This is a genomic window from uncultured Cardiobacterium sp. (genome assembly GCF_938028185.1).
In the GTDB taxonomy this organism is placed as follows: Bacteria; Pseudomonadota; Gammaproteobacteria; order Cardiobacteriales; family Cardiobacteriaceae; genus Cardiobacterium.
The window spans coordinates 1-3807 of sequence record NZ_CALJAH010000388.1 but is presented as its reverse complement, the minus strand read 5'-3'; the positions used below and the strand labels follow the sequence as shown (position 1 = coordinate 3807).

Here is a 3807-nt window from a genome sequence, read left to right as displayed (position 1 = left end):
CTCATCATCAGCGGCAATATCGCCGTACAACAATAACCGCCCTATCCCAACCCCCCTCTCCCTTTGGGACAAACATTGCTCATCCGCAGGGTGGAAGAGGGGTTAAGGTGAAAGCTGACGTCGCATCGCCTTTACTCCTGCGGAAGACCGCTTGAAACAGAAAAACCTTCATAATTAACCCACTATCTCACAACTATCTTGCTCACCTTATAACAAATATGTTAATTTTTGCCGCATGACCTACCGTATCACCTACTACAACCAGGACGTACAACAAAACATCCTCGCCCTGCCCACTACGCTTGCCGCTCGCTACATCGCACTCACCACCAGAATGCAAGAACACGGCGCAAACCTCGGTGAACCGCACACCAAATCACTGGGCGATGGCCTATTGGAATTACGTCTGAAAGGCGCAGAAGGCATAGCCAGAGTGTTTTACTGCACGATGATTGGCAAAGAAATCCATATGCTGCATAGCTTTGTGAAAAAGACCGACAAAATCCCGACGAAAGAATTACAGATTGCCAGAACCCGACTACAGGAGCGAAAAAATGACAAACGAAAAGCCACTAACTCATGAAGAATTGCTAGCGCAATTGTTGGAAAAACCCGGTGTCGCCGAAGAAGTAGAACGCCTGAACCGCGAAGAATATGCCTTGCTTGACCAAATGCTGGCAGCGCGCAAAGCGGCTGGCATGAGTCAGGCAGATGTCGCCGAAAAAATGGGCACCAAAGCCGCCGCCATCAGCCGCCTTGAATCAGCCTTGGCAAGCGGCAAACATTCCCCCAGTATTGACACATTACGCCGCTATGCCGAAGCGACCGGAAAAACGCTGGACATCCGCTTTGTTTCCAAACCCAGATAAGCGCCATGACGAAGCATAAAGCCGTATTCAAAATGCCTGCGGTTACAAAGATTTCGGCAAGAACTTCTACCATGACCAATGCCTTTGTTCATGCCATCATTCCGGTAATCTATCCAACAGACGAAGACATAGAAGAAGTTTTACAAATATTGGGCATGACGGAAAATACAGTATGTTGTGCTTATTGCGGTGCCCCTCATACAGAATGGGATCATTTTTTTAATCTCGTACAAGACAAAGAACCAACAGGATTTATTTCAGAAATTTGGAATCTCGTTCCTTCCTGCAGCAAATGCAATTCTTCCAAAGGAAGCCAATATTGGGAGGCATGGATGCGCTCAGATGCAAAACTTTCCCCCAAATCCCGCGGCATAAAAGATTTGGAAGAAAGAATCCGTCGACTTAAAAGCTATGAAGCATTGACCAAAACGAGACGCACCAAACTTAATTTTGCCGAAATCGCCGGAGACCTGTGGAAAAAACACAAGGAAAATGAAAAACAAATTATCGAACTCATGAAAAAATCGCAAAAATATGCAGAAAATATTAAGAAAATAATTGATGCTGCCCAGAAAAAATCAGCCAATGAAACCCATCCCTGATACTCGAACCCCGGAGCCTCCCATGCAAACCTTCCTCACCGACGACTTCCTCCTCCACAACGACACCGCGCGCGTCCTCTACCACGATCACGCTAAGCACCAGCCCATCTACGACTACCACTGCCACCTGCCACCGGCGGACATCGCTGCGAACCGCCAGTTTGCCGACCTTGCCGCCATCTGGCTAGAAGGCGACCACTACAAATGGCGCGGCCTGCGCACCCTTGGCATTGCCGAGCGCCTCATTACCGGCGACGCCAGCCCGCGCGAAAAATTCCAGGCCTACGCCGAAGCCGTACCGCACTTCATCGGCAACCCGCTCTACCACTGGACGCAACTTGAACTCAAACGCCCCTTCGGCATCACCACCCTCTTAAACGGCGACAGTGCACAACAAATCTGGGACGAGGCAAACGAACGCCTTGCCGAACCCGCCTTCCGCGCGCGCGGCATCCTCGAACAAATGAACGTCAAAATGGTCGGCACCACCGACGACCCCATAGACGACCTCGCGCACCACGCCGCCATCGCCGCCGATTCGGACTTCGACATCGCCATCCGCCCCAGTTTCCGTCCGGACAAGGCGCTGAAAATCGACCATGGCGACTACCTCGCCTACCTGCGCAAACTCGAAGCGACGACGGGCTACACCATCCGCCGCTTTTACGACCTCACCGCCGCCCTCGCCCAGCGCCTTGACCACTTCGCCGCGCACGGCTGCATCGCCGCCGACCACGGCCTCGAAATCCTGCGCTACGCCGCTATCCCCGACGAGCGCGCACTGGACAACATCCTTGCCCTGCGCTTCAACGACAAACCGCTGACCGACAGCCAAATCGCCCGCTACCAGACCGCGCTGCTGGTCTGGCTTGGCCGCGAATACCATCGTCGCGGCTGGGTGATGCAACTGCACATCGGCCCCATCCGTAACAACAACAGCCGGATGTACGCCCGCCTCGGCGCCGACAGCGGCTACGACTCCATCGGCGACCATCCCGTCGCCGACAACCTCGCAGCCCTCTTGGACGCGATGGACAAGACCAGCGAACTGCCGAAAACCATCCTCTACACCATCAACCCGCGCGACAACGCCCTGCTCGCCACCATGTGCGGCAACTTCCAGGCGGAAGGCGTGCGCGGCAAAGTGCAATTCGGCTCCGGCTGGTGGTTCAACGACCAGAAAGACGGCATGATTGAGCAGCTCACCACCCACGCGCAGATGGGCATCCTCTCCACCTTCGTCGGTATGCTCACCGACAGCCGCAGCTTCCTCTCCTACACCCGCCACGAATACTTCCGCCGCATCCTCTGCAACCTCATCGGCGGCTGGGTCGAGGCGGGCGAAGCACCGCGCGACCTGAAACTGCTCGGCACGATGGTGGAAAACATCTGCTACGGCAACGCCGCCCGGTATTTTGGCCAATAGGGCAGGGTGCCTGCGCACACCCGAACCGCCGCATTGCGGCGGTTTTTTGCTTGCGCGCCGCGCAGCGGTCGGCGTTAAGATAGCCGCCTTTTCATTTTGGAGACTTGCATGAACACCGTCGTCGTTATCCCCGCCCGTTATGGCTCAACCCGCCTGCCCGCCAAGCCGCTGCGGCTGATTGCGGGCGTGCCGATGGTGGTGCGCACCGCGCGGCAGGCGGTTGCCAGCGGTTTTCCGGTGTGGGTCGCTTTTGATGATGCGCGCATCGGCGCGTTGTTGGAGGGTGAGGCGGCGGTGCAGGGCATTTTGACCCGCGCCGATCATGAGAACGGCACGGAGCGCTTGTGCGAGGTGGTGGAGCGCCTCGGCTGGGCGGATGACACTATTGTCGTCAATGTGCAGGGCGATGAGCCGCTGCTGCCGCCCGCGCTGATTGGCGAAGTGGCGGCGGCGCTGGCGGCGCGACCGGAGGCGGCGGTGGCGACGCTTGCCGCGCCGTTTGACGCGCAGCACTCGCCTGCGGCGGCGACCACGGTCAAGGTGGTCTGCGACCGGGCCGGGCTGGCGCTGTATTTCAGCCGCGCCGCGATTCCGTATGTGCGCGATGCCGACGGCGTTTCCGGCGCGTTTCCGTATTTGCGCCATATCGGCATTTATGCCTACCGCGTCTCGGCCTTGAAACGCTATCCGCAGCTGGCGCCGACGCCGCTGGAGCAGGCGGAGAAGCTGGAGCAGTTGCGCTTTTTGGAACACGGCCTGCGTATTGCCGTCGGTGTGGTGAAGGAAGCGCCGCCACCGGGGGTGGATTGCGAGGAAGACTTGCAGCGGGTGGAGGCGTTTTTGCGCGGCGCGGGAGCGGTTTGACTTAGAGCCTGTTCAAAATCTTGTGGAATCGCATTTTTCCGTGTGC

5 protein-coding genes are annotated in these 3807 nt (G+C 57.1%); all 5 read left to right on the top strand.

Annotated elements, in window-relative coordinates:
* The first annotated feature begins 235 nt into the window (after positions 1 to 235).
* The 5 genes from Q0349_RS11360 to kdsB all read left to right on the top strand — a co-directional run bounded on the left by Q0349_RS11360 (position 236) and on the right by kdsB (position 3761).
* The gene (locus Q0349_RS11360) at positions 236 to 583 is read left to right on the top strand and encodes a type II toxin-antitoxin system RelE/ParE family toxin (RefSeq protein ID WP_298081082.1); all 348 of its coding nucleotides are present in this window, start codon (positions 236 to 238) and stop codon (positions 581 to 583) included.
* The gene (locus Q0349_RS11355) at positions 555 to 869 is read left to right on the top strand and encodes a helix-turn-helix transcriptional regulator (RefSeq protein WP_298081081.1); all 315 of its coding nucleotides are present in this window, start codon (positions 555 to 557) and stop codon (positions 867 to 869) included. Before Q0349_RS11360 ends, Q0349_RS11355 begins: the two co-directional genes overlap by 29 nt.
* Before the next feature lie 5 nt (positions 870 to 874).
* Positions 875 to 1471 (top strand): HNH endonuclease, encoded by a 597-nt coding sequence (locus tag Q0349_RS11350; protein WP_298081079.1) that lies wholly within the window; start codon positions 875 to 877, stop codon positions 1469 to 1471.
* 22 nt (positions 1472 to 1493) lie between these two features.
* On the top strand, positions 1494 to 2897 hold the full coding sequence (gene uxaC / locus Q0349_RS11345) for a glucuronate isomerase (protein ID WP_298081078.1): 1404 nt from the start codon (positions 1494 to 1496) through the stop codon (positions 2895 to 2897).
* Between the two features lie 108 nt (positions 2898 to 3005).
* The gene (kdsB, locus tag Q0349_RS11340) at positions 3006 to 3761 is read left to right on the top strand and encodes a 3-deoxy-manno-octulosonate cytidylyltransferase (RefSeq protein ID WP_298081077.1); all 756 of its coding nucleotides are present in this window, start codon (positions 3006 to 3008) and stop codon (positions 3759 to 3761) included.
* Positions 3762 to 3807 lie beyond the last annotated feature (46 nt).

Excerpts from the sequence above, each read along its gene's own strand:
- Q0349_RS11350 (WP_298081079.1), top strand. The coding sequence starts at position 875 with ATGACGAAGCATAAAGCCGTATTCAAAATGCCTGCGGTTACAAAGATT.
- uxaC (WP_298081078.1), top strand. The coding sequence starts at position 1,494 with ATGCAAACCTTCCTCACCGACGACTTCCTCCTCCACAACGACACCGCG.
- Q0349_RS11355 (WP_298081081.1), top strand. The coding sequence starts at position 555 with ATGACAAACGAAAAGCCACTAACTCATGAAGAATTGCTAGCGCAATTG.
- Q0349_RS11360 (WP_298081082.1), top strand. The coding sequence starts at position 236 with ATGACCTACCGTATCACCTACTACAACCAGGACGTACAACAAAACATC.
- kdsB (WP_298081077.1), top strand. The coding sequence starts at position 3,006 with ATGAACACCGTCGTCGTTATCCCCGCCCGTTATGGCTCAACCCGCCTG.